Raw genomic sequence first — 23,035 nt, 5'->3', positions numbered from 1 at the left:
CGCTAGCCGATGGCATGCTGCCTCCGTCTGGTGACCAGCGCCCCGAGCCCGAGCACCACCGCGAGCCCGCCGGTGATGACGACGGCGGCGGCCGAGGCGGTGCCCGCGTCGAAGAACGTGAACGCGTACGTGAACAGCCGGTAGTAGAGGTTGTCGGTCGCCCCGTCCGGGCCGCCCTGGGTCAGCACCGCGACGTTTGCGAAGATCCACGGCCAGACCACGACGAACGACAGCATCGCGAGCAGCACGACCGTGCGCCGCAGGTGGGGCAGCACGAGATGCCGGGTGATCTCCCACTCGGTCGCCCCGTCGAGCCTGGCCGCCTCGACCACCGAGCGGTCCAGGTTCGCCAGCGCCGCGCCGAACAGCAGCACGTTGAGCGCGACGATCTTCACGGCGGTGATCAGCACGATGACGGAGAGCGCGCTGGACGGGTCGCCGAGCCAGTTGCGCGGGCCGAAGCCGAACCAGCCCCCGATGACGTTGACCAGCCCGGACAGCGGGTCGAGCAGGAACTGCCAGGTGATGGCCGTGGCCACCGGCGCCACCACCACCGGCAGGAACAGCAGCGTCCGGTGGATCTTGCTGACCCGGCCGGGCCGCTTCCACAGCGCGATCGCCAGCGCCATCGGCACGACCGTGGCGAACGGCAGCATCTCCAGCGCGTAGGCCAGCGTGTTCCAGCCGGCCTGGTGGAACTTGGGCTCGTGCGCCAGCCGGGCGTAGTTGGCCGTCCCGAGCCAGGACGGGTGGGGGGCGGTCAGGTTCCAGCTCATGAAGCTCAGTACCCCGGTGAACACCAGCGGCCCGTACACCCAGACGAGCAGCGCGATGATCAACGGGGTCAGGTAGAGCCACGGGCGGGGCCGGTCGCGCAGCCGGACGACCGGGGGGGCGTGGACGGCGCCACGCTCCCCCGCCGTCAGAGACGGAGAGCTCATCCGATCACTTCTGGCCGAGGACGCCACGCACCTGGGTCGCCACCGACGACAGCGTCGACGCCGGGTTCGCCCCGCGCAGCACGATCGGCTCGACCGCGTCGTCCTGCAGCGCGACGACCGCCTGGCTCGCGTTCTTGCCTGCGAACGACTTGTACGGGCTGACGTTGTCGAGCTGCGCCAGGGCCGGGGCCAGCAGCTTGTTGGACGCGAAGAACGACTGGAGGTACTTGGGGTCGGTCGCGAGCTCCGGCCGCAGCGGCAGGTACCCGATCTTCGAGGTGATGATCGTGAAACCCTCGGCGGAGGTCAGGAACTTGATGAACGTCCACGCGGCCGCCTGGTGGGTCTTGTCCTTGGCCAGGACGGCGAGGCCGGCGCCGGAGTAGGTCGGGGCCGCCGGCTTGCTCCCGAAGCTCGGGAAGCCCGTCGTGCGCAGCTCGAACTTCCCGGTCGAGGCCTTCAGCAGGCTGGCCGCGACGGCGGTGCTGCCGACCAGCATGCCGAGCTTGCCCGCGGAGAAGGCCGCGACGGCGCTCGTCGCCGTGATCGCCGGCTGTGCGCCCGAGGTGGTCAGGTCCTGCATGGCGCCCAGGGCGCTCACCGCGGCGGGCGAGTCGAAGGCCGGCATCCCGTCAGAGCCGATCTCCTGGCCGCCGTTGCTGGCGATCACGGACTGGGTCAGGTAGTCCGACTTGCCCGAGTCGACGACGGCGAAGTACGCGCCCTCGGCGCCGGCCTTGCTCTTGATGGCGAGCGCGTCGGTCTTGAGCTCGTCGACGGTCGTCGGCGGCTTGTCCGGGTCGAGGCCGGCCTTCTTGAACAGGTCGGCATTGTAGAAGATGACCGGGATCGAGATCGTGTAGGGAACCGCCTTCACCTTGCCGCCCACGGACACCGCGGACAGCAGGTGCTGGGAGAACCCGGCCATCGAGGTGTCCCAGTCGGCCTTGGTCGGGATGTCCTGGACCGGGACGATCGGCAGCAGCTGGTAGGCGGCCGCCATCTTGCTCCAGCCGATCTGGGCCACGTCCGGCGGCGTGCCGGCGGCCGTGTCGGTCTGCAGGTGGGTCAGCACGTCGGCCACCGCGACGCCCTGGGGCTTGATGGTGATGTTCGGGTGGGCCTTCTCGAACGCGTCGATCAGGGCCTGGGTGCCCTGGCCGCCGATGTCCGGCGTCCCGTAGTTGTAGGACAGGAAGCTGATCGTGACCTTCGGGTCGGCCGTGGCCGCCCCGGCCGCGCCGGTCGTGGCCGCGGCGTTCGTCGAACCGGTGGTCGAACCGCCACAGGCGGCCAGGGCGGTCAGCGTGGTCGCGGCGACCAGGGCGACGGCCGCGGTCCGTGCTCGCCGGACCCGGCGAGTCAGGCGCTCTCGGTGCATCAACGGGTCCCTCCCGCGGGACGAATATCGAAGGTTCGGCCGGGGGCGGCGAGGTGCACCGGGCCCCCGTAGGAGCGCTCGGCGTCGGCCTTGCGCGCCGTCAGCCAGGTCTCATCGGCGGTGATGAAGTGGGTCAGGACCAGCTGGGCCACGTCGGCCGCGGCGGCCACCTCACCCACCTCGGTGGCGCAGAGGTGGCCGTGGTTGGTGGTGTCGGGCTCTTCGAGGGTCGCCTCGGCCAGGAACAGGTCGACGTCCTGGGCGAGCGGGACGAGATCGGGTGTCGCGGCCGTGTCCCCGGTGAAGGCGAACGATCCCTCCGGACTCTCGATACGCGTCCCGCAGTTCGGCAGCGAATGGTTCAGCTTGTGCATGATGATCTTGCAGTCGCCGACAATGAACGCGTCCGCCGGCTCGTACTCGTGGACCTCGAACGCGACGTCGAACGACCGGTCGAGCATCGGGAACGACGGGACGGGGAAAGCGGAGGCGAGAATTTCCAGCCTCGCCTTGCCCCCCTTCGGGACGTATAGCGGAACTGGCGGCCACTCCATCCGGGCGGCATCCCGCAGGGTCGGGAAACGCTCGGGGTCACGGAGGCGTCCGGAAAGCAGCGTCTTGCCGAGGGTCAGCAGGTCGTAGCAGTGGTCCGCGTGAAGGTGACTGATTACTATGGCGTCAAGATCACTCGGATGCGCGATGGAGCTGAACGCCGTGGCCGCGCCGGGGCCGCAGTCGAGCAGAAGGCGAGCCGACCCCGTCGAGACCATGTAGCTAGAGCTGGCCTGGCCGTCCGCAGGCATTCCCTGACGACAGCCCAAAACGGTTAACCGCATACTGTTCACATTTCTCTAGGTCCGGTGCCAGCCGACCTCGGCCGGTCGACTCCGGGGGAAATGCTCTCAGCGCGGGTACGGGTCTACAATCTCGATTTCGTGATGGGACGATCGCACATTCGATTTCGAGTTGTTCACCTTTCGGTCGTCGGGGCGTCATGCGTGGGTCGAGCCACGCTGTCCCGGTGGTGCTAAAGCGTCACCGGCACGGGTTTCCAGGGGCGCCCGGCCGGGCGCGCCAGACCGCCGCGGGCCGCCAGGAGCTGGCGAGCACGCGGGCCGGGTGGTGCTGGCGTTACTCCTCGGGGTCCCCGAGCCGGGGGTCCCCGAGCCGGGGGTCCCCGAGCCGGGAGCCGCCCTCGGTGGCCTGGGCGGGAATGCGGACGGCCCGCTCCCCCGGCTGCGACGGGAACGGCGCCGCGGCCTCCAGGCTGGCCAGGAAGGCGCCGACGGCCGGCTGGGAGTCCGGGCGCCAGACGGCCCGGACGCCGACCCGGGGAACCGGGTCGACGATCCGCACCGCGACCAGGTCCTCGGTCGGCCGCCGCGGCCGGGCGTCCGAGATGAAGGCGAGTGCCTGCAGCGCCTCCACCATCACCGCCGTCGAACCGGCGTCCTCGACCTCGGCCGCGACTGTCAGCGGGATCCCGCAGCGGTCGGCGGCGGCGAACACCGCGTCGTACATGGCCGGGCTGCGTTCCCGGCGCGGCAGCACGATGGGCTGCTCGGCGAGCTCACAGAAGGTGATCTCCTCCCGCCCGGCCCACGGATGGTGGCGCGTCACCATCCCGGAAAGGGAGGCGGTCGACACCCGCCGGGTCAGCAGCGGCTTGGGAGGAATGCTGGAGTAGATGAGCGCGACGTCGATCCTGCCTTCGGACACGGCCGAGAGCTGGGGGCCGCTCAGGCCTTCCCACAGCGTGGTCGACAGTCCCGGGTAATCCCTGGCGAGCCGGCGCAGGGTCGGGCGCAGGACCTGCTGCCCGGCGGCGAAGTTGAAGCCGATCGTGATCTTCCCGACCCGGCCGGAGGCGGCTTCACGGGCCGTCTCCACGGCCCGCTGGGCGTGTTCGAGTACCTGCTCGGCCTCGGCCCGAAAAGCGTGGCCAGCCGGGGTCAGCCGTACGTCGTGCGAGGTCCGGGCGAACAGCTCCACGCCGAGTTGGCGTTCGAGACGCTGCAGCTGCTGACTCAGCGTCGGTTGGCCGATGAACAGCTTGGCGGCGGCCCGGCCAAAATGTCGCTCGTCCGCGACCGCGAGGAAATACACCAGGTGTCTGAGTTCCAGCTTGGTCTCCATCACACCTCCCGCCCCGACTGTAGGCAGGCCGGTGCAACCGCAGATGAAGCGGACATGGAGAGAAGCTGGCTTCCTGACGCGACGGCCGTGCCCACCCAGCGGCATCCGTCTCACAACCAGCGGCGCCAGCCACCCCACGCCGGTGTATTCGGCAGTAGTTGGACCAACGCGGCCAGCGCCAGGCTCAGTGCCGCGAGCAGGAGCAGGGCGACACCAAACGCGGCCGCGACCGAACCGTCGGAATGCCGGGTCTCGAAGAACACCGCGCCGATCACCGCGACGCCGATGGAGTTCCCCACCTGCTGCGCGGACACGAGCACGCCGGACCCGGCACCGGCGACCGCCGGCCGGACCCCGAGCAGCTCCCTGGAGACCAGCGGGCCGGTCACGAGCCCCTGCCCCGCACCCTCGGCCGCCATCGGCAACACGACCCAGAGGATGTCGCCGCCGGTCCCGTGCTCGCGCACGACCACCCAGAGCGCCAGCAGGCCCAGGACGCGCAGCCCGGCGCCGAGCGCGAGCACCTGGCGTCCGAGGCTGGCGAGCACCCGGCCGGCGAGCAGGGAGGTGACCAGGAACCCGCCGCTGAGCGCGCTGAACACCAGCCCGGCGCGCAGCGGGCTCAGATGCCGGCCGTCCTGCAGGTACAGCGCCAGGACGAAGAACCAGGACGCGACGGACGCGTTGAACACGACGACGTTTACCAGGCCGACGACGAAAGCCCGCCCGGCGAACAGCGCCAGCGGCAGGATCGGGCTCCCGCCGCGCGCCGCGATCCGCCGCTGCGCCGGAACCAGGACCGCGAAGAGCGCCGCCGCGGCCGCCTGGCAGCCCCACGACCACCAGGGCCAGCCTTCGCCGGGCCCCTCGACGAGCGGCAGCACGAGGGCGACGAGCGCGGCGGTGACCAGCCCGGCGCCGACCAGGTCCAGCCGAGGCGACGGGCCGGTCGCCCGGCCGGCCGGCACGTGCCGGCGGGTGAGGGCCAGCGCGGCGAGGCCGACCGGCACGTTCACGAGGAAGCAGCCCGCCACCCGAGACCGGCCACGTCGGCGGCGATCAGGCCGCCCCCGATGATCTGGCCGGCGACCGCCGCGCCGCAGAGGGTCGGCGCGTAGAACATGTGGGCGCGAGCCCGGGCGGCGCCCTGGTAGGTCAGGCTGACGATCGCCGAGACCCGCGGTACCAGCGCCGCCGCGGCCAGGCCCTGCCCGGCGCGCGCCGCGATCAGGGCCGCCGTGCCGCCGGCGACCCCGCACAGGACCGACATCTCCGTGAACGCGGCGAGCCCGCAGGCGGACACCCGCCGCCGCCCGAAGCAGTCACCGAGCCGGCCCCCGGTGATCATCGCCGCCGCGAAGGCCAGGTTGTAGCCGGTGACCAGCCACTCAAGGCTGGTCGGCGCGGCGTGAAAATCCCGCTCGACCGCGGGTATGGCCGCGTTCACGATGAAGATGTCGAGCACGACCATTCCACTGCCGGACAGCACGACAGGCAGGAACAGACGCCCGGCCACCGGACCAGGTACGGGCGCGGTGCGCAGGCCCTGAATCTCGGACGTCGTCGCCGACATCCCTCCATGATGGGGTCCTTTTACCGGCCGGACGAGACCAGCACCGGATCGATCGCGAACCGACAGGCGTAGGGCGGCCCGACCTGACTCGGAACCAAACCTCAGGTGAACGCCGAACAATATCCGCGCGTAATTTCCGTAATACCCGCCGGCCGCCGCGCGAGCGCCAGAACCATAGCCTGAAGGCGGCCACGCGGGATTCGTGACGACGGGCCGGAACGCTCACAGTGAGAAGACGCGCCGGGCGTTGCCGGCCAGGAACAGCTCGCGGGCCTGGTCGTCGAGCGCGAGGTCCGCCAGGTGCTCCAGCGCCCGGGCGGGCGTGATCATCGGATAGTTCGAGCCGAAGAGCACCTTGTGGCGACCCCGACCGCGCAGGTAGTCCACCAGCTCCGCCGGGTAGCGGCGGGTCGTGTAGGCGCTGGTGTCGATATACACCCCGGTGTGCTTGTCGGCGACGGCGATCATCTCCGTCGTCCACGGGTAGCCGATGTGCCCGCACACGATGGTCAGCTCGGGGAAGTCGAGGGCGACCTGGTCGATGTACGGGATGGGCCGGCCGGTCTCGGACGGGCGCAGCGGGCCGGTGTGGCCGACCTGGGTGCAGAAGGGGATGCCGAGGTCGACGCAGGCCGTGTACAGCGGGTAGTACAGCCGGTCGGTCGGCGGGAGCTGCCACAGCCAGGGCACGACGCGCAGCGCCACGAAGCCCAGCTCCCGCACCGCGCGGCGCAGCTCCCGCACGGCCTGGACCGGCCGGGTGAGGTCCACCCCGGCCACCCCGCGCAGCCGCCCGCCGGACTCGGCGACGAACCCGGCCACCTCGTCGTTGCTGATCAGCGGCCCCTGCGGCCCGTACCAGGCGGCGGCGAGCCCGATCTCCACCTCGGCCGCCCGCAGCGCGGCGAGCGTCGCCTCGACCGGCGGCTCCGCGGTCAGCAGCTCACGACCGGTCCATCTGCGCAGCGACGCGAACATCTCATGGTTGGCGTGGCGCAACGTCGGATGCTGCAGCCACGCGTCGATGACCGGCACAGCCGTCACCCTTTCTCCCCGACCGCTCGGCAGCCCAGACGGCGGTCATCAGCGCCATTCTGACGGAATTACCCTAAGATATCCGTGCCGCGAGAGGGCGGGGACGTGTCCACCGCGCCGGAAGTTGTCTTCGACGCTTTTCACCCCAGGCATCGCTCGAATCCCTGTCCCCGGTACGCGGCCGCCCGCGAATTCGCCGCACTGTACCCGATCAGGCCGGGTATTCTCATGGCGACCCGTTACGGGGAGCGCTCCGCGGTCTTCACTGAGGCACTGTGGGCCGGGGAAAGGGCGTCGTCGCCCTGCCCGCAATCCCGACCAGATCGCGCTGTGGCGCGCGCCTCGGCCGCCTCGAGACCCAGTTGGCCCTCGACGCGCTGCCGCGCCGCTCCCCCGCGCTGGCGCTCACCGGCGAGCCCGCCTGGCGCGACACGGTCGCCATCCGCGGCCTGGAAACGCTTCCGGTCCGCCTGCGCGCCTGACGTCCTTCCACGGTGTCGGACGCCCTTCCACGGCGTCGGATCATGGCTTCCAGGGAGACCGTGAGCGTGCCCGAAACTGTGGTCGAGCCAGCCGTCGCCGCGCCCGGTCCGCTTCGAGCGGCCGGGCGTCCCCGTCGCCCAGGGGGTCAGGGCAGCGGGCCGGCCTCGATCCGGCGGAGCGCGGCGGCGTACTCGTCCGGCGCCGGCCCTTCCATCCACCACGTCGCGCCGGCCGCGGCGATCGACTCGACCGTGTCGCGCGCCGCCGCCGGTGCGTCCGCCTCGGTCCGGTCCGTGATGACCACGTCGAACGGCTCGTCGCTGGCACGCTGCTCCCGGACGGCCGCCACGATCTCAGTGACCACGTCCGGCGTCGGCTTCCAGGACCCGTCGTCGGCGCTGACCACCATCGGCACCACGCCGTCCCACCCGGGCCGCCCGGCGCGCCGGCCAGTTGCAGCCGATCCAGACCGGCGGCCGGGGCCGCTGCGCCGGGGTCGGCTGGAACGTCACGTCCAGGGCGGTGACCTGCTCGCCGCGGAAGTCGACCCGTTGCCCCGACCACAGCCCGGCGAGCACATCCAGGCCCTCGTCCAGCCGGCGCGCGACGACCTTCGGCTCCACCGGCTCGCCCCAGGTGCCGAACTCGGCCGCGAGCGTGAACCCCAGCCCCGCGCCGAACACCAGCCGCCCGCCCGAGAGCCGGTCCAGCGACGTGGTCTGACGCGCCAGGGTGCCGGGCCTGCGCCGGGCCATGGCGGTGACCAGCGGGCCGAACCTGATGCGCTCGGTCGCCAGGGCCACCGTCGTCAGCACGACCCAGGGGTCGGCCACCTGGTGCGTCCCTACGGGAAGACCACGTGGTCCCAGACGAAGAAGCCGTCCCACCCGGCTGCCTCGGCTCGCCAGGCCAGTTCGGCGACCCGGCGCGGATCGGCGAACTCGTCGAGATTGGGCACAGAGATCCCGTAACGCACGCGGGGATGTTACCGATGCCCGCCGCACCGGCGGGCACCGTCCGCGCCGCCGGTGGGCCTCGCCGGCGCGACGTCCGATTCGTTCAAGCCGGACCGGGTGCGGTGAGCTTTTGGTCTACGCATGCCTACGTTCTCACTGACCGGAATCGTGGTGTCCGACATGGCGCGGGGCCTGGCCTTCTACCGCCGGCTCGGCCTGGAGATCCCGGCGGTGGCCGACGCGGAGCCGCACGTCGAGGTGACGACTCCCAACGGACGCCTCGCCTTCGACACCGACGCGACGATCCGCTCGTTCGACCCCGGCTGGCGCGCGGGCACCGGCACCCCCGGCTCGCCCTCGCGTTCGCCTGTGCGGACCCGGCCGAGGTCGACAAGGTCTACGCCGAGTTCACCGACGCCGGCTACACCGGGGAACGCCCGCCGTGGGACGCCTTCTGGGGCCAGCGCTACGCCACGGTCGCCGACCCCGACGGCAACCACGTCGACCTGCATGCGCTGGCCGACGCCTGAGCTGACCGGCGCAGCCGAGGTTGTCGCCGGTGCCGAGGTCGAGGTCGCGCCGCCCGTCGAGATCACCGCGGACGCTGGCCCAGGTCTCCTGCGCCGCCCGGAGTCCAACGGAATTCAGGAATCGTCGGCCGGCGGCCAGACCCCATGCGCGCGTCTTCGCGATCAGGCGCGGCGGGCAAGGATGTTGAGGCGCACGAACATGACACGCAGCTCGCCGAGCCGGTCGGCCACGGTTTCGGCGATCTCGCGCTGCTCGCCCGCCGGCCGCTCTGCGACGTATGGCGCGAGCACGCCGTCGAGCAGATACTCGACCGCCGCCGCACGGTCGTCGAAGTCGACCGGCTCGGGCGCCAGCCACGCCCACACGTCGCGGAAGCCAGCGTCGCGCAGCCAGCCGAGCGTCTCTTCCCCGCCTGCATAACGGTTCAGGCGTCGCCAGTCGATCCCGAGATCGTCCACGATCGCGCGGACCCCGGCGACGCTGCCGTCTCCGCCGCACTGCGCGACCAGCGTGCCACCGGGGCGCAGCACGGCCGCCAGACGCCGGTACATCGAGGCGTGGTCTCGGATCCAGTGGAAGGTCCCGGTGGAGAACACCGCGTCGAACGGCCGCCCGTCGTTCACGGCGAGCAGCGCGTCGTCCTCCAAGTCGAGCGGGACGACCCGTGCACGATCGCCGTAACGCGCCAGCCGCTCATGTGCCCGCTCGCGCATGCTCGGCGAGGCCTCGCCGGTGATCACCCTCGCGTCCGGGAAGCGGTCAAGTACCGACTCGGTCACGCGGCCGGACCCACAGCCGGCGTCGAGGATGACAGCCGGCCCGGCGCAGGCGTCGGGCGGCAGCCGGCGCACGACATCTTCGCCCCAGGTCTGCTGCGGCACCGCGACCACGTCATACGACCGGGCATCCCACGCGCTCACCGCAAAGCCCCTCCTTCGCCGGCAACAATGAGGCTACACGGCGAGCCGCCTGGCCTGCCGTCTTGGATGTTGTCCCAAAAGGCTGGGCGGGCTCGTTTGCGACGGTCATACGCCTTGCTCTGCGGGACGGGCAGTCAGAATGGGCATCGAATGTCCGAGGAACCCCGCTGGTTAGGGATGATGGACGGGGTTCGCCGAGGATCGGCACGGCCGGTCGTGCGCGTGGCGACCAGAGTGTTCACTTCTTCCTCGTTTGCGATCGTGTCCGTGGTGTAGGCACGGCCGGTCGGGGAGGTCCAGACAAACACGCCGGGCCGCGGTTGGTCTAATTGCCAATTTGCTCGGTGTTTGGCGCGGTGGTGGTGCCTACATAGAAGGCCCAGGTTGTCGAGGGCGGTGTGGCCGCCGTGGGCGTGGTCGATGGTGTGGTCGATGTCGGTGTGGGTGGCGGGCATGCCGCAGCCGGGGAAGAGGCAGCGGGTTTGTTGGTGGCGGATGAGGCGGGCGAGTGCTGGGGTGGGGACTCGGCGGTGGCCGAGGTCGAGGACGGTGCCGGTGGTGGGGTCGGTGAGGACGCGGCGCCAGTGGGCGTCGGCGGCGAGTGCGCGGCCGACGTGGGCGGGGATGGGGCCGTAGCCGGCGAGTTCGGCCGGGTTGTCGTCGAGTCCGGCCAGGGTTCCGACAGGGGCGATGACCTGGAGTTCGACGCTGACGTGTTCGCGGCGGTTGCCGAGGAGCAGTGCGGTGAGGACGTCGGCGCGGCGGGCGTCGATCGGCCGGGTGTCGCCGGCCACGGGGGCGTCGGACCTGGCGATCTGGTGGATCCGGTCGTAGATCGCCTGGGCGTCTTCGGCCGGGAGAACGGCTGTGAGCAGGGCCATGCCGTCTTCGAGAGGTTGAAGGCTGATGCTGCGTTGGGTGTGGGCGTGGCGGCGGCGTTTCGCGGCGGCCTGTGGGTCGAGCCGGGAGACGAGTCGGTGGATCTTGCGGCGCCATTGGGGTGGGGAGGCCAGCCGGCTGCCGGCGAGCATGGCGGCCTCGATGGTGGCGCGCTGCGCGGTGGTGAGGCAGCGGGTGAGTTGGTGCAGCGCGGTGAGGCGGGTGTGGTCGAGCATCCCGGCGGTCAGGTCGGCAAGGGCGGCGGGGAGTTCGTGGGCGATCTCCCAGGCGGTGGTGAGCCGGCTGGACATCGTGCGTGGGGACTGGCCCAGTTCGGCGGCGAGTTCGTCGGCGGCGAACGGCGAGTACGGGTCACCCGGCTCGCCGTCTCCCCCGGCCGGGTTGGCGGGGCGCTGGCGAGCGAGGTGCATCTGGGTGTGGATCGTCAGGCCTTCCAACCGGGCGGTCAGCCGCGCCAACCTGGCCGCCAGCGTCAACGTCGCCGACGCGTCACACGAGGCCAGCCCGGCCAGCACCTCGTCGAACACCCCGTCGACCAACCCCAGCCGGCCGAGCAGATCACCGACCCGGTCGCCATCGACCGCCAGAACGCCCTCGGGGGACGGGACACCAGCGAGTCCATCGTCGCCCGGCGGGCCGATGGCCCCCTGATGGACAGGTGACTGGTGGAACACGGGTGTACCCGGGAGGCGATTCGGAGGAGAGGCCGAAAAGGCTCTCGACGAAGGCAACGGCGACGACGGGGCCTGTGAAACGCGAGGCTGTGGCAGTTCGGACGACGACAACAGGAGCGACGACGCTGAACGCGGCGACGACGGAGGCGGTGAAAATAGGCTCGATGACATTGCGAGCGACGGATCAGGGCCGTCCAACGTATCGAACATGCGTCCAACCTAGCGGTTTCCCGCTCAGCCGCAAACCGTCGGAGCGGGACCTGTGGACAACTCCCAGACTGAAGCTGATCTCTCCGCCATATATTCACCGTGGCAGTGGAGGTGATGGCGGGTGGCAGCATGAACGGGTTGGCTTGAGCGGAGTCAAGATCATTTCTGCGCTTCTGGTCGCGAACGCCCCTGCGACCTGCGACATCCTCTCGATTTCCTAGATGCACGTCATTATTCGGCGGCTCCCTGAGTATTTGAGTATAGGGCTGGTTTCAATGCATCTGGACCTGCGGGGCAATGCTCCCCCTGAGCGGCGGCCATCGACGAAGCGACGGCCGACTTGAGAAACCCCGCTCGACTGGTTCCTGGGCCGCCGAAGCAGCCCCACGAATGCTCATCTGGCACGACGTCAAGCGAACCGGACTGCCGATGGCGGCGGGAACGTCGACGGCCAACCATTGAAGACCACGTCCGCCGTCTGGGGACCGTCAGGCTGTTCGACGGGCGGGGCTGCGGTCCGAGCGGCATACCGCCGAGAACGCAAGGCTCAAAGGCAAGGCGCACACGGTCCGCGAAACCAGCGGCCGACGTCAGCAAAGCGCCCTGGTCCGCGTAGCCGGCGGCCGCCGTCAGCCTGCCGCCACGGGTGGTGCCGCCGCTGCGACCAACTCGCCGAGCGGCGCGCCGCCGAGGGCTCGCGCCTCGCGGGCGAGGTGGGCCTGGTCGGCGTAGCCGGCGGCGGCCACGGTGGCGAACGGTGCACCGGTGGGGGCGAGGGATACCGCGCGGCGGAAGCGGACGATCCGGGCGAGGGTCTTCGGCCCGTAGCCGACGGCGAGCTGGCAGCGGCGCAGGAGCTGGCGCTCGCTGAGCGCCGCGGTCCTGGCGACCTGGGCCACCGGCGCCCCGGCCTGGATGCCGGCGAGCGCGGAGGGTGTCAACAGGTCGGTCAGACCGTCCCGTCGGCCGCGGCGGACGATCTCGGCCTCGAACACGGCCGCCGGCGAGTCGGCCTACCGTCCAGCGCCGCAAGTTCCGGACCCCGCCGACCGCCGACCGCGGGAAGCAGACCGGTCAGCCGGGCGAGACGCCGTCGCCGAGGTCGAGGAGCTGCTCGTGGAATCCGCCGATCTGGCGGTCCCGGTCGACGAGGTGGACCTCAAGGATCCAGTGACAAGGGCGTCCGGCCTGGTCGGTGCGGCGCATGGGCTTGTCGGAGCCGGGGGTGACGTACAGCTCGACCTTGTTCCCGGGGATCCGGTCGTGCGGGAACTGCCCGATCAGATGGCCGCCGATCGGGCCGCCGAACTCCCAGCCGGCCTGTTCGGCGAGCCAGCCGAGGTGGGCGAACAGCTGTTCGCCCGTCACGTCGGGATGGGTCTGGAAGTACTCCCGGCCGGCCGCCCAGACCTCGGGCAACGCCGCACACAGGCGCCACTTGGCCGGGTCGTCACCCAGGACGTAGGTCCGGCCGAAATCGGCCTCCCAGTCCTCGAAGATCGGCCCGAAGTCGCAGAACACGATGTCGTCGGCGCCGATCGCGCGTTTCGGCGGGTTCTCGGCGTAGGGCAGCAGGGTGTTGGGCCCGGCCCGCACGATCCGCTTGTGCCAGTGCCGGCTCACGCCGAACAGCTCCGCGGCCAGGTCACGGATCGCGTCGCTCGCCTGTTCCTCGGTCACGCCGGGCGCGAGGAGGCCGCGCCGCTCGACGGCGGCGAAAAGCTCGACCGCCTTGGCCTCGGCGTCCAGCAGCCGCGCGGCCCGCGCGTCCTCGGTCAGGTCGGTCACTCTCGAAAAGTAGCAACAGCGGGCCGACCAGGCCCGAAAGCGGACAACGACTGGTCAGACTCCCGCCGGCCCGGAGCGAGTCATACCCGGTGGCGACGAGTGGCCAGAGCTTCCCAGCGATCGGGTATGACCAGCCGAGTCGGTGGGCTGGCCGCCGCGGGCGCCGGCCGGCGCGGGTTCGACCTCGGCGGAGCCCACCAGCCGCAGCTTGCGCCGCGCACGTTCGTAGAACGTCATCCGACCCAGCCGCACGACGTGGGCGGCGCCGGGCCGGGAGCGCAGGCTGATGGTGGCACCGGGCTCGACATAGCCGCAGACCCGGCCGTCGACCTCGACCGCGAGCCGGCCGCTCGCCGGCAGGACCTCCAGTGCCAGGTCGTCCCGCACCGACAGCACGAGGCCACGGTTGAACGCCGAGTGCGGGGCCGCCGGAGTGACGAGCAGCGCCTCGACCGACGGGCTCACGATCGGCCCGCCGGCGGAGAAGCTGTACGCGGTCGACCCGGTCGGGGTCGCGACGACGACCGCGTCGGCGGCGTAGCTGACGAACGGCCGGCCGTCGACCCGCAGGCAGACCGCGGCGCTGCCGCCGTGGCCGGGCACCCGCACGACGGCGACGTCGTTGAACGCGCTGACGGTCCGGCCGCACAGCTCGGCGTCGACGGCCAGACGGGGCTCGGTCGTGTACTCCCGCTGGTCGATCGCGCGCAGCGCGGCGGGAAGGTCGGGCACGTCGACCTCGGGCAGGAAGCCCAGCTTGCCGAGGTTGACGCCGAGCACGGGCGCCGAGCCGCCGTCGGCCAGCCGCATCGCCCGCAGCATGGTGCCGTCGCCGCCGAGGCTCACGATCAGGTCGCTGCGAACGCCCAGCTCCGCCGCGGCCACCGGCAGGGCGGCGCACCGCAGCCGGCTGATCTCCTCGTCGACGCCCAGCACCTGGGCGCCGATGCCGGCGGCCCAGTCGAGGATGGCACCCACGGCCTCGGCCGAGTCGCGACGCGGGTGCAACACGATTCCGACCGTGACCGGCGAGGCCGGCGTCGGGAGACTCACTGGTCGGGTCACGCCGGGCGGTCATCGGCGGTGAGCTCGCTCGGCGCCGGGACGCCGATCGCCTCGAGCAGCTGGGCCACCTTCCGGTCCAGCTCGAGGCCGACCGAGGCGATCCGCGGATCGCCGAAGCTCCCGAGCTGGGCGCCGGGCCGGTCGATCCCGACGCAACCCGCGCCGTCGGGCCGGGTGTGGATCGTGACGCGCAGCGGCGCGTACAGCATGACCGCCGGGTCGTGGCGATACATGCGCGCGGCGATGGTCTGGTTGCCCATCAGGTACTCGGTGCACCGCCAAGGGACGCCCAGCGGGCTCATCATCGCCGTCACGTCGGCCTGCCAGAACCGCATGAAGCCATGCGGTGCGTTCTCGTCGGCGGCCGCGAGTACATCGTCCCAGCCGCCGCCACTGTCCACGAGAGCCTGGAACCGGGCCTGTTCGAGGACCGGGACGGCGGCCTCGAACCCCGCCACGAACTCGTCGTAGCCGCCGGTGGCAACGATCGTGAGCCGGCGGGCCTCGTAGGCCACGATCGTCGCCTCACTCAGGCTGCCCTGACCTAGGACTCCGTGTGCTCCTGTGCCCATCTGCGCCTCCGTCGTCCTGGGCCGGGCGGCCGGGACTACCGGCCCGTCAGGGCCTCAGCCGCGCGGCACCCGCAGGAGCCCGCGGGCGGCGGGAGCCATCCCGACGGCGAGCGGAACGCTGAACAGCGCGCCGACCGGGCCCTCGGGACCGGCGAAACCCAGCAGCGCGCCCACCCCGACCAGAGCGGCCTGCCACCAGGACAGCGCCCGGGAGCGCCACAGCGAGCCGCCCATCAGAACCATTCCCAGCAGGACGAGCAGGTAAAGGAGGAACACCACGACGGTCGCCGCGCCGGGCCGGTAGGCGGGGCACCGCAACCGGCTCGGGCTGCCCGAACGCCTCACGGTCCGGGAGCGGGAGGCGCTGCGGCTGTGATGGCCGAGGGACGCTCGAAGCTCGCCATCTCCCGGCAACTCTTCCTCGACCCTGCTGGCTGATTCGGGAGAGCCTCGGGTGATCTAGAAGGCGCCCAGACATACGCCACATAACGGACGCCGGAACGATTGCTCGCCCCCTGATCGGCGGCCAGTCCCGGCCGAGTCGTAGCTGCGTGTAATTGGCCAGCAGGATCTTCCTCGGCGCCAAAACGGTCGAGACCCACGTCGGCAACATCTTCGCCAAGCTCGACATCGCGATGGCACCGGACGACAACCGCCGGGTCTCCGCGGTGCTCGCCCACCTGCTGGACCACCATCTGCACCGCCTCTTCGGCGGTGCCGACGGCTGGCAACCCGGCTCGCGGGTGGCCGTTCGCAGCCGCCGGGAGGCGGGCGAATCGGCCTCTCCGGAAGGCTGCTCGCCTACGCGACGGACGGACGGTCGTGCCGGCCCGTTACGGTCGACACAGCCAGTTCCGTCCGGACTACCAGGCGCCCGACGCCTGCCGCGCACGATCGCGCGAAGGGAGTGACCCCTCGGTGGCACGTGAGGGCTCGATCGGTGTCCGCGGCGAGGCCGCGCCGCGGCCGGGCCAGCCGCGGTGAGGGCCTTCTTCAGGGGCCGGCGCCGGCTGCTCGCCGGGTCGGCAGCGGTGGTACTCGTCCTCGTCGCCGCCCTGGTCGGCGTGGCCGCGTCCAGCTCGGACGCGCCGATCCGGACCCGGTCCCAGTTCGTCGCCGGGACCGCGGAGAATGGCGCGCGGGTGATGCTGGACACGACCCTCTACCTGCCGCGGACCACACCGGCGCCCGCGATCCTGCTCGCCCAGGGGTTCGGCGGGTCGAAGACCGACCTCGACGCCGAGGCCCACGCGCTGGCGACACACGGGTACGTCGTCCTCGCCTACACCGCGCGGGGCTTCGGCCGGTCGGGCGGGCTGGTCCACCTGGACGCGCCGGCCTACGAGGTCGCCGACGCGAGCAAGCTGATCAGCTACCTGGCAACGCTGCCGCAGGTCCGCAAGGACGGCCCCGGCGACCCGCGGCTGGGGGTCGCCGGCGCGTCCTACGGCGGCGCGCTCGCGCTGCTGGCCGCCGGCCAGGACAAGCGTGTCGATGCTGTCGCCGCCGACATCACCTGGAACGACCTGTCGCAGGCGCTGTTCCCGAACGCCGGCGCCACCGAGCCCGGCGTCTTCAAGAAGCAGTGGGCCGGGGTGCTGTTCAGCTCCGCGGCGGGCCAGCAGACCGGCGCGTGCGGCCGGTTCGCGCCGGACCTGTGCGCCGCCTACCAGCACGCGGCCACCACCGGGCAGACCGACGGCGCGATGCTGTCGCTGCTGCGCGCGTCCAGCCCCGCGGCCGTGCTCGACCGGATCACCGCTCCGACGGTGCTGATCCAGGGCGAGCAGGACTCGCTGTTCCCGCTCGGCCAGGCGGACGCGAACGCCCGCGGCCTCGCCGCCCACGGCACGACGGTCAAGGAGATCTGGCGCAGCGGCGGCCACGACGGGTCGACGTCGGCCAAGGAGCTGGCCGGGTACGTCGAGGACTGGTTCGGCCCGGTCCTGCTCGGCCACGGGCGGCTCGACACGTCGTTCGAGGCCGCCGTGCCCGGCAGCGGCATCTCGTCCGACACCGGGCAGACCGTCGCGCAGAATCTGCGCGCCGGCGACGCCACGAGGAGCCGGCGGACCAGCCACCTCACCGTCGCGGGCCCGCCCCAGACCGTCTACGCGCCGGCCGGCGGAAGCCCGGCGGCCGTCACGGCCGTCCCCGGCCTGGGTGCCCTGCTCGCCAACGTGAACGCGCTCGGGGGCGCGGCGACGCCGCTGTCCGGGCCGGCGGGCCTCGCCACGATTCCCGGGCAGGTGGCGGCCTTCGCGTCCGCGCCGCTGCCCGCGCCACTGCTCGTGGCCGGATCGTCGACGATCACCATCCAGGTGGCCCCGCGCGGCGCGGCGGACGCGACGCTGTTCGCCTCGCTCGCCGACCTGGCCCCGGACGGGGCGCTGCACCTGCCGAACGGCCTGGTCGCGCCGATCCGGCTCACCGGGCTGCGGCCCGGCGTCGCGCGGACCGTCACCGTCACCCTGCCCGCCGTCGTCACGCAGGTCCCCGCCGGCCACCGCGTCGTCGTCGCCGTCGGGACCACCGACTCGGCCTACCAGCTGCCGACGGATCCCCGCGGCTACACAATCGCCCTGGATGGCGCGTCGCTTCGGGGTGACCTGAGCGTCGCCGGAATCGACGGGCGGATCGCCGAGGCCGGTCTGCCGTGGAGCTGGCTGGTCGTCGGCCTCGCCGCGATGGCGCTGCTGCTGGCTGGTCTCCTGGTGTCGGGCGTCCGGCGCCGGGCCCGGCGGGCCGTGATGGGCGGGCTCGCCACGGTCCCGGTCGTGATCGAGGGTTTGGTCAAGGAGTACGGCGACGGGTTCCGCGCGGTCGACGGGGTGAGCTTCCGGGTCGAGAGCGGCCAGGTCGTCGGGCTGCTCGGGCCGAACGGGGCCGGGAAGACCACCGCGCTGCGCGTGCTGATGGGGCTGATCAGGCCGACGGCGGGCACCGTCCACGTGTTCGGGGAGCTGGTCGAGGCCGGGGCGCCGGTCCTCTCCAAGGTCGGCACGTTCATCGAGGGCCCGGGGCTGCTGCCGCACCTGTCAGGCCGGGACAATCTGCGTCTGTTCTGGGCCGCGACCGGCCGGCCGGCGCAGGACGCCCAGTTCGACACCGCGCTGGAGATAGCCGGGCTCGGCACGTCGGTCGAGCGGCGGGTCAGGACCTACAGCCAGGGCATGCGGCAACGGCTGGCGATCGCGCAGGCCATGCTGGGCCTGCCCGAGCTGCTCGTCCTAGACGAGCCGACCAACGGGCTGGACCCGCCGCAGATCGCCGAGATGCGCGAGGTCCTGCGCCGCTACGCCGCGACGGGGCGCACCGTGGTGATCTCCAGCCACCTGCTCGCCGAGGTCGAGCAGACGTGCACCCACGTCGTCGTCATGCACAAGGGGAAGCTGGTCGCGGCCGGTTCGGTGGCGGAGATCGTCGGCGCGGGGGCGCCGCAGCTCGCCGTCGCCGACGCGGAGAAGGCGCGGCAGATCCTCGCCACCGCCGGGGTCACCGCGCAGGTGATGCCGGCGCAGCGCTCGCTGGAGGAAGTGTTCCTCAGGATGGTCGGGGCGGACCAATGACACTTCCACCCACGAACGCACCCACGGACGCACCCACGGACCCGTTCGACGGCGTGCGGCCCCCGCCCACCCAGCGCGGCGCCCACGACCGGCTGATGGACGCCGCCGAGGCCCACGACAACGGTTTCCGGCCCGGGCGCACGCTGCGGGCCCGGGTCGAGTTCGTCCGCCAGCTGCGCCGCCGGCGGATCCACCTGGTCGGGCTGGTCCTGCTGCTGCTGCCGCTGGCCATCGCGCTGGCCTTCCAGGTGAGCTCGCCGGACTCGTCGGCACAGTCGAACGACGGCAGCTTCTCCGGGCAGCTGCTCGCGGCCCTGGCGACGAAGGGGGCGACCAACTTCGCGCTGTTCACCGAGTTCGCCTCGGCGTCGTTCCTGCTCGTCGTGCTGGTCGCGCTGTTCTGCGGCGACACGGTGGCCAGCGAGGCGAGCTGGTCGTCGCTGCGGTACCTGCTCGCGATCCCGGTCCCCCGGCCTCGGCTGCTGCGGCAGAAGCTGATCGTCGCCCTGTCGCTGAGCCTTGGCGCGAACGTCCTGCTGCCCGGCTGGGCGCTCGTGGTCGGTGGGCTGTTCTTCGGCTGGGCGCCCGCGCAGTCGCCCCTGGGCGGCACCTTCACGGCCGGGGAGGGGCTGACACGGCTGCTAATCGTGGTCGGCTACGCGAGCCTGCAGTCGCTGCTGGTCGCGGCGCTGGCGTTCCTGCTCGGCGTGGTCACCGACGCCCCGCTGGGCGCTGTCGGCGGCGCCACCATGGTCGTCGTCCTGTCGAACATCCTCGACTCGATCACCGCGCTGGACCCGTACCGCCGGTTCCTGCCGACCCACTTCCAGTACGCCTGGCTCGACGCCCTCGGGCCCGGCATCCAGTGGGACAACATGATGCGCGGCGCCGGCGTCGTCCTGGCCTACTCGGCGGCGTTCTTCGCCCTGGCCTGGTGGCGCTTCCAGCGCAAGGACATCGTCAGCTAGCGCGAGCCGGCTAGCCGGCCGCGAGCCAGGCGCCGACCTGGCCCATCACGTCGGTCTCGTAGTCGCCGCCGACCATCCGGCCGAGGCCGGCGACGGAGACCTCGCGCAGGACGGCCCGCCAGGCCTGGTCGGCGGCGATCACCGTGCGGGTGATCGCGCCCGGCGCCGCGCAGGCCTCCGGCGGCGCGGCCAACGGCCCGCGCTGCCTGATCTCCGTGCAGACGAACGTCGGCGCGGGGCCCTCGACCGCCTCGACGACGTCGAGAACCTTGATCTCCTGGGCCCTCATCGGAGCACGGGTCGCGCGGAACCTCACGGCGGCGGGCCACGATGTCGCCGCGCACTCGCGCTCGACCGGGGTCGACCTCCTGACCGGCGCGGGGCTCGACGACGCGGTCCACGGCGCCGACGTCCTCGTGGACGTGACCAACTCGCCGGCCTTCGACGAGGCGTCGGTGGACTTCTTCCGCGCCTCGGTCACCCACCTGCTGGCCGCCGCGGCGAAAGCCGGGGCCAGCCAGGTCGTCGAAGTAGCCGACCCGGATGCCGTCGGCGTAGGTGAGCTCGCAGGCCAGCTCGTAGCCGAGGCCAAGGTAGAAGGCCCGCCTGCCGTCGTAGTCGAGGTTGGCCGTGCAGAGCTGGTGGAAGCCGGCCCGGCCGGTGAGGGCCTGCTCGCGGAAGATGCTGGCGCGACCGCAGCACTGGGTGATCAGCTCGATCTGCACCGGCCCGGCCTGGGCGACCGCGACCCGTCTGGAGCGCGCAGCTCGCCGCCAGGGCCGAGGGGATCGGAAGCTCGCTGACCAGCGTGCTCGGGATCTTCGCGAAGGACGAGGTGCTGGAGATCCTGGCGGTCCCGCGCGACGAGGGGTGGATCAACGCCTGCTGCGTCAGCTTCGGCTACCCGACGGGACGCTGGGGCGTCGCCGGGCGGCGCCCGGTGCACGAGGTGGCCGCGCGCAACCGCTGGGACGGCCCGCTGGGCTTCGATGTGCGCTCCCCGCTCTGGCCGCCGGCCGCGGGCCCCGCGGCCTGACCGGAGCGACCGCGATCACGCCGGAACGAGCCCAGCCCCACCGGCAGTGGCGCTAGGTTCGTAATGAGGCGTGCGCGGGTGGGTCGGGGGAGCTGGGATGTGTTTCTCGCCGGAGGCCGACGTCGTCAGCGCCGTCGTGATCGGGGCTGTGGGTGTCGACACCGTCCGACATGTCCGGACCGGCGCGCAGTGGCCGCTGGCCGTCCTGCCGCTCCTGCTCGCCGGGCACACGTTCGTCGAGGCGTTCGTCTGGTGGGGGCTGCGCGGCGATGTCAGCCACGGAGCCCTGACCGTCGCGACCGCGAGCTACGCGGCTGTCGCCTTCGTCGTCCTGCCCGTGTACGTGCCCGTCACCGTGCTGGCGCTCGAACACTCGCCGGCCCACCGGCTGGCCGAGGTCGTCACGCTCGCCGCCGGTGTGCTGTGCGCGGCCGGCCTGGTGGCGGCCCTCGTCGCCAGGCCCGTCACCGCGACCCCGGACGGCCACCACATCGTCTATCACGTGCACATGTACGCCGGGCCCGTGATCATCGTGCTGTACCTGGTCAGCACCTGCGGCGCGCTGGTCGTCTCCGGCCGGTCGTTCCTGCGCTGGTACGGCGTCGTCAACATGGCGGCGGTCGGGCTGCTGGCGTGGATCGCGACCGACGCCGTCACCTCGCTGTGGTGCGCCTGGGCCGCGGTCACCAGCATCGCCGTGGCCTGGCACCTGCGCTCCGGCGGCGCGGGCGGCCAGCGGGTCGGCCGCCCCGCGCTCGCCGGCCGGTAGGGCGCGCTCAGGTCGCCGTCGGGACGGCGGGGCTCCAGGCCGGCGCCGCGGCCGTCGGGCAGGCCTGATCGGCCCGTTCCCAGGCGCGGGACGGGCTCGGTGTGTACCGCGCCGGCGCGACGGCGCGGGCGATCGTCGCCCGGCTGGCGGCGAGCGAGTCCTCGACCGCACCGAGCGCGCGGGCCTGCGTCATGACCGTGCCCCAGGAGGCGGCCTCGGTCGGGCCGGCCAGGACCGGCAGCTCGCAGGCGTCCGCGACGAGCTGGCAGAACAGGGTGTTCGCGACTCCCCCGCCGACGAGGTGCAGGACCCGGACCGGCCGGCCCGAGAGGGTGGCCGCGTCGCGCACCGCCCGGCGGACCGCGAGGGCCAGGCTGTCCAGCACGCACCGCGCGACCTCCGCGTGGGTCTCCAGCGCGAGGCCGCTGGTCCGGGCCGCGGCCGCCCGGACCCGGCGCGGCATGTCGCCGGGCGCGAGGAACACCGGGTCCTGGACGTCGATCACCGCCCGCGGCCCGGGGACGGCCGCCGCCGCCGCGACCAGGCCGGGCAGGTCGACGTCGTCACCGGCCTCCCGCCAGTGCCGGACGCACTCCTGCAGCAGCCAGAACCCGGTGACGTTGCGCAGGAAGCGGGTGGTCGCGTCGACGCCGAGCTCATTGGTGAAGTTCGCCGCGCGGCTCGCCGAGGTGATCACAGGCCTCGGCAGCTCGACCCCGACCAGCGCCCAGGTCCCGGTGCAGACGAAGGCGAAGTCGTCGCCGCCCGCCGGGATGCCCGCGACGGCCGCCGCCGTGTCGTGGGACGGGGCGAGCACAACCTGCGGGCGCTGGGCCAGGCCCAGGTCGTCGCGCGCCGCGCCGAGCGGTGTCCCCGGTGCGGCCAGCGGCGGGAACAGGCCCACCGGCGCGTCCAGCCGCCTGGCCAGGTCCGCCGACCAGGAGGCCGTGCGCGGGTCGAGGAGCTGCGTCGTGGACGCGTTGGTCAGCTCGGTCCGCAGCTGGCCGGTCAGCCAGTACGTGATCAGGTCCGGGATCAGCAGGGCATGGCGGGCCACGGCGCCCTGCGCGGTGCCGCGGCGGGCGAGCAGCTGGAACAGGGTGTTGAACGGCTGCAGCTGAGTGCCGGTGGCCGCGTAGAGCTCGTCCGGGCCGAGCGTGTCGAGCACGGCCGTAACGGCCGCCCCGGTGCCGGGGTCGCGGTAGCTGACCGGGTTGCCGAGCAGGTCGCCGTCCGCGTCGAGCAGGCCGTAGTCGACGGCCCAGCTGTCCACGCCGACGCTGTCGAGGCCGCCAGTCAGGCTGATTCCCCGGCGTAGGCCCTCGATCGCGCCGCCGAACAGCGCGAGGACGTCCCAGCGCAGCCGGCCGCCGGCCCGGACCGGCGTGTTCGGGAAGCGGTGCACCTCCTGGAGGTCGACGCCGGCCGGGCCGATCCGGGCGACGGCGACCCGGCCGCTGGACGCGCCCAGGTCGACCGCCGCGACGGACGTCTGCTTCATCGCGCCGTCTCTTTCATCGCACGGCCT

The 23,035-nt window shown here is 72.4% G+C and carries 26 protein-coding genes; 8 read left to right on the top strand and 18 right to left on the bottom strand.

Annotated elements, in window-relative coordinates; all coding sequences use genetic code 11:
- Nucleotides 1-2 precede the first annotated feature (2 nt).
- The 7 genes from FRADC12_RS24930 to FRADC12_RS24905 all read right to left on the bottom strand — a co-directional run bounded on the left by FRADC12_RS24930 (nucleotide 3) and on the right by FRADC12_RS24905 (nucleotide 7,075).
- Nucleotides 3-941 carry a carbohydrate ABC transporter permease gene (locus FRADC12_RS24930; RefSeq protein ID WP_052711147.1) on the bottom strand — a complete coding sequence of 313 codons (939 nt, stop codon included), beginning with the start codon at nucleotides 939-941 and terminating at the stop codon, nucleotides 3-5.
- A gap of 4 nt (nucleotides 942-945) precedes the next feature.
- Nucleotides 946-2,322 carry an ABC transporter substrate-binding protein gene (locus FRADC12_RS24925; protein WP_045878451.1) on the bottom strand — a complete coding sequence of 459 codons (1,377 nt, stop codon included), beginning with the start codon at nucleotides 2,320-2,322 and terminating at the stop codon, nucleotides 946-948.
- A complete protein-coding gene (locus FRADC12_RS24920; protein ID WP_045878450.1) occupies nucleotides 2,322-3,158 on the bottom strand; it encodes an MBL fold metallo-hydrolase in 837 nt (278 codons plus the stop codon). Before FRADC12_RS24920 ends, FRADC12_RS24925 begins: the two co-directional genes overlap by 1 nt.
- 295 nt (nucleotides 3,159-3,453) lie before the next feature.
- Nucleotides 3,454-4,458 (bottom strand): LysR family transcriptional regulator, encoded by a 1,005-nt coding sequence (locus FRADC12_RS24915; protein WP_084011171.1) that lies wholly within the window; start codon nucleotides 4,456-4,458, stop codon nucleotides 3,454-3,456.
- A gap of 110 nt (nucleotides 4,459-4,568) precedes the next feature.
- Nucleotides 4,569-5,474, bottom strand: coding sequence for an MFS transporter (locus FRADC12_RS28735; RefSeq protein WP_157489025.1), 906 nt, complete (start codon nucleotides 5,472-5,474; stop codon nucleotides 4,569-4,571).
- Nucleotides 5,471-6,031 (bottom strand): MFS transporter, encoded by a 561-nt coding sequence (locus FRADC12_RS28730; protein ID WP_052711145.1) that lies wholly within the window; start codon nucleotides 6,029-6,031, stop codon nucleotides 5,471-5,473. The genes FRADC12_RS28735 and FRADC12_RS28730 overlap by 4 nt, the downstream gene beginning before the upstream one ends.
- 222 nt (nucleotides 6,032-6,253) lie before the next feature.
- A complete protein-coding gene (locus FRADC12_RS24905; RefSeq protein ID WP_232304025.1) occupies nucleotides 6,254-7,075 on the bottom strand; it encodes an amidohydrolase family protein in 822 nt (273 codons plus the stop codon).
- A 266-nt stretch (nucleotides 7,076-7,341) separates the two neighbouring features.
- Between FRADC12_RS24905 and FRADC12_RS31750 the strand changes: the two genes are divergently transcribed.
- A complete protein-coding gene (locus FRADC12_RS31750; RefSeq protein ID WP_045878448.1) occupies nucleotides 7,342-7,548 on the top strand; it encodes a hypothetical protein in 207 nt (68 codons plus the stop codon).
- A gap of 146 nt (nucleotides 7,549-7,694) precedes the next feature.
- Here FRADC12_RS31750 and FRADC12_RS35160 read toward each other — a convergent pair whose 3' ends face one another.
- The gene (locus FRADC12_RS35160; protein ID WP_232304024.1) at nucleotides 7,695-7,913 is read right to left on the bottom strand and encodes a hypothetical protein; all 219 of its coding nucleotides are present in this window, start codon (nucleotides 7,911-7,913) and stop codon (nucleotides 7,695-7,697) included.
- Nucleotides 7,903-8,382: an LLM class flavin-dependent oxidoreductase gene (locus FRADC12_RS35155; RefSeq protein WP_232304023.1), complete on the bottom strand. Its 480-nt coding sequence runs from the start codon at nucleotides 8,380-8,382 to the stop codon at nucleotides 7,903-7,905. Before FRADC12_RS35155 ends, FRADC12_RS35160 begins: the two co-directional genes overlap by 11 nt.
- Nucleotides 8,383-8,531: 149 nt before the next feature.
- Between FRADC12_RS35155 and FRADC12_RS30470 the strand changes: the two genes are divergently transcribed.
- On the top strand, nucleotides 8,532-9,035 hold the full coding sequence (locus FRADC12_RS30470) for a VOC family protein (RefSeq protein WP_502685287.1): 504 nt from the start codon (nucleotides 8,532-8,534) through the stop codon (nucleotides 9,033-9,035).
- Between the two features lie 162 nt (nucleotides 9,036-9,197).
- Here the strand turns inward: FRADC12_RS30470 and FRADC12_RS24885 are convergent, their stop codons facing one another.
- From FRADC12_RS24885 to FRADC12_RS24855, 7 genes are all read right to left on the bottom strand, one after another.
- The gene (locus FRADC12_RS24885; RefSeq protein ID WP_045878446.1) at nucleotides 9,198-9,956 is read right to left on the bottom strand and encodes a class I SAM-dependent methyltransferase; all 759 of its coding nucleotides are present in this window, start codon (nucleotides 9,954-9,956) and stop codon (nucleotides 9,198-9,200) included.
- 134 nt (nucleotides 9,957-10,090) lie between these two features.
- Entirely contained in the window at nucleotides 10,091-11,530 is a 1,440-nt protein-coding gene (locus tag FRADC12_RS24880; RefSeq protein WP_502685286.1) for an HNH endonuclease signature motif containing protein, read from the bottom strand.
- Nucleotides 11,531-12,369: 839 nt separating this feature from the next.
- Nucleotides 12,370-12,735, bottom strand: a complete 366-nt coding sequence (locus FRADC12_RS24875) for a helix-turn-helix domain-containing protein (RefSeq protein WP_232304021.1) — start codon at nucleotides 12,733-12,735, stop codon at nucleotides 12,370-12,372.
- Between the two features lie 79 nt (nucleotides 12,736-12,814).
- The gene (locus FRADC12_RS24870; protein WP_045878445.1) at nucleotides 12,815-13,528 is read right to left on the bottom strand and encodes a M24 family metallopeptidase; all 714 of its coding nucleotides are present in this window, start codon (nucleotides 13,526-13,528) and stop codon (nucleotides 12,815-12,817) included.
- Between the two features lie 54 nt (nucleotides 13,529-13,582).
- The gene (locus tag FRADC12_RS24865; RefSeq protein ID WP_232304020.1) at nucleotides 13,583-14,539 is read right to left on the bottom strand and encodes an NAD(+)/NADH kinase; all 957 of its coding nucleotides are present in this window, start codon (nucleotides 14,537-14,539) and stop codon (nucleotides 13,583-13,585) included.
- A 50-nt stretch (nucleotides 14,540-14,589) separates the two neighbouring features.
- Nucleotides 14,590-15,165: a DUF302 domain-containing protein gene (locus tag FRADC12_RS24860; RefSeq protein WP_045878443.1), complete on the bottom strand. Its 576-nt coding sequence runs from the start codon at nucleotides 15,163-15,165 to the stop codon at nucleotides 14,590-14,592.
- A gap of 54 nt (nucleotides 15,166-15,219) precedes the next feature.
- Nucleotides 15,220-15,444 carry a hypothetical protein gene (locus FRADC12_RS24855; protein ID WP_198153033.1) on the bottom strand — a complete coding sequence of 75 codons (225 nt, stop codon included), beginning with the start codon at nucleotides 15,442-15,444 and terminating at the stop codon, nucleotides 15,220-15,222.
- Between the two features lie 278 nt (nucleotides 15,445-15,722).
- Here FRADC12_RS24855 and FRADC12_RS24850 point away from each other — a divergent pair, with 278 nt between their 5' ends.
- From FRADC12_RS24850 to FRADC12_RS24840, 3 genes are all read left to right on the top strand, one after another.
- Nucleotides 15,723-16,076, top strand: a complete 354-nt coding sequence (locus tag FRADC12_RS24850) for a helix-turn-helix domain-containing protein (RefSeq protein ID WP_045878441.1) — start codon at nucleotides 15,723-15,725, stop codon at nucleotides 16,074-16,076.
- 69 nt (nucleotides 16,077-16,145) lie between these two features.
- Nucleotides 16,146-18,734, top strand: a complete 2,589-nt coding sequence (locus tag FRADC12_RS24845; protein WP_045878440.1) for an alpha/beta fold hydrolase — start codon at nucleotides 16,146-16,148, stop codon at nucleotides 18,732-18,734.
- Nucleotides 18,731-19,702, top strand: a complete 972-nt coding sequence (locus FRADC12_RS24840) for an ABC transporter permease (RefSeq protein WP_084011168.1) — start codon at nucleotides 18,731-18,733, stop codon at nucleotides 19,700-19,702. Before FRADC12_RS24845 ends, FRADC12_RS24840 begins: the two co-directional genes overlap by 4 nt.
- 10 nt (nucleotides 19,703-19,712) lie before the next feature.
- Here FRADC12_RS24840 and FRADC12_RS24835 read toward each other — a convergent pair whose 3' ends face one another.
- Nucleotides 19,713-19,991, bottom strand: a complete 279-nt coding sequence (locus tag FRADC12_RS24835) for a hypothetical protein (protein ID WP_157489023.1) — start codon at nucleotides 19,989-19,991, stop codon at nucleotides 19,713-19,715.
- Here FRADC12_RS24835 and FRADC12_RS35150 point away from each other — a divergent pair.
- The 3 genes from FRADC12_RS35150 to FRADC12_RS24820 all read left to right on the top strand — a co-directional run bounded on the left by FRADC12_RS35150 (nucleotide 19,972) and on the right by FRADC12_RS24820 (nucleotide 21,507).
- On the top strand, nucleotides 19,972-20,505 hold the full coding sequence (locus FRADC12_RS35150; RefSeq protein ID WP_232304019.1) for a hypothetical protein: 534 nt from the start codon (nucleotides 19,972-19,974) through the stop codon (nucleotides 20,503-20,505). The two genes, FRADC12_RS24835 and FRADC12_RS35150, sit on opposite strands and share 20 nt — an antisense overlap.
- Before the next feature lie 5 nt (nucleotides 20,506-20,510).
- Nucleotides 20,511-20,738, top strand: a complete 228-nt coding sequence (locus FRADC12_RS24825; protein ID WP_232304018.1) for a hypothetical protein — start codon at nucleotides 20,511-20,513, stop codon at nucleotides 20,736-20,738.
- 97 nt (nucleotides 20,739-20,835) lie between these two features.
- Entirely contained in the window at nucleotides 20,836-21,507 is a 672-nt protein-coding gene (locus FRADC12_RS24820) for a DUF6629 family protein (RefSeq protein ID WP_045878439.1), read from the top strand.
- A gap of 7 nt (nucleotides 21,508-21,514) precedes the next feature.
- Here the strand turns inward: FRADC12_RS24820 and FRADC12_RS24815 are convergent, their stop codons facing one another.
- Nucleotides 21,515-23,008 (bottom strand): rhamnulokinase, encoded by a 1,494-nt coding sequence (locus FRADC12_RS24815; RefSeq protein WP_045878438.1) that lies wholly within the window; start codon nucleotides 23,006-23,008, stop codon nucleotides 21,515-21,517.
- Between the last annotated feature and the right edge of the window lie 27 nt (nucleotides 23,009-23,035).

It is taken from the genome of Pseudofrankia sp. DC12 (genome assembly GCF_000966285.1).
Classification (GTDB): domain Bacteria; phylum Actinomycetota; class Actinomycetes; order Frankiales; family Frankiaceae; genus Pseudofrankia.
The sequence above is the reverse complement of the archived record's forward strand: the minus strand, read 5'-3'. Positions and strand labels throughout refer to the sequence as shown.